This is a genomic window from Rhizobacter sp. P2_H2 (assembly GCF_056403375.1).
Genome location: NZ_JBFUFP010001802.1, coordinates 1 through 582 on the forward strand (window position 1 = coordinate 1; position 582 = coordinate 582).

At 63.6% G+C, this 582-nt stretch carries 1 protein-coding gene; it reads right to left on the reverse strand.

What is annotated here, in order from left to right; translation table 11 throughout:
• The coding region (locus tag AC1D15_RS36295; protein ID WP_477829902.1) for a porin at positions 1-582 on the reverse strand (582 nt) is incomplete at both ends.

Here is a 582-nt window from a genome sequence, read left to right on the forward strand (position 1 = left end):
TGCGACTTCTGGCCAGCAGCGATGTTCGGGAGGCTGGTGGCCGAACCACCGGCCACGGCGAACTTCGCAGCACCCTTGTTCTTGATCTGGGCGTACGACGAGTACAGCGCGGTGCGCTTGGACAGGTCGTAGGTCGCGCCCAGCGAGAACTGGTTCGCATCGTCAGCATCGATGCTCGTCGCGCCGATCTTGCCCTTGGCATCCACACGCACGTAGTTCGCGCGCAGCGTGGTCGGGCCGAACGGCACCGACACACCGCCTTGAATCACGTTCTGCTTGGCATCCAGGAACTTGGCTTGCGACACGAAGCCCATCACCTTGACGACGCCGAAGTCGTACGAAGCGCCGAAGTTGCCCTTCTTGTACTTGTCTTCAGCGGCGTTGGCATCGGTCGTGCCATACGAGCCCGACACGTCCAGGGGACCAGCAGCGTAGCCGATACGACCGGCGATGTGCTTCTTGCCCGGGGTGCCTTCACCGGCAGCCACCGAAGCGCGGGCATACAGACCGCCCAGAGCCGGGGTGTAGTAGCTGACCATGTTGTCGGCACGGGTGGCCGTGTCAACCAGGGTTGCACCGACG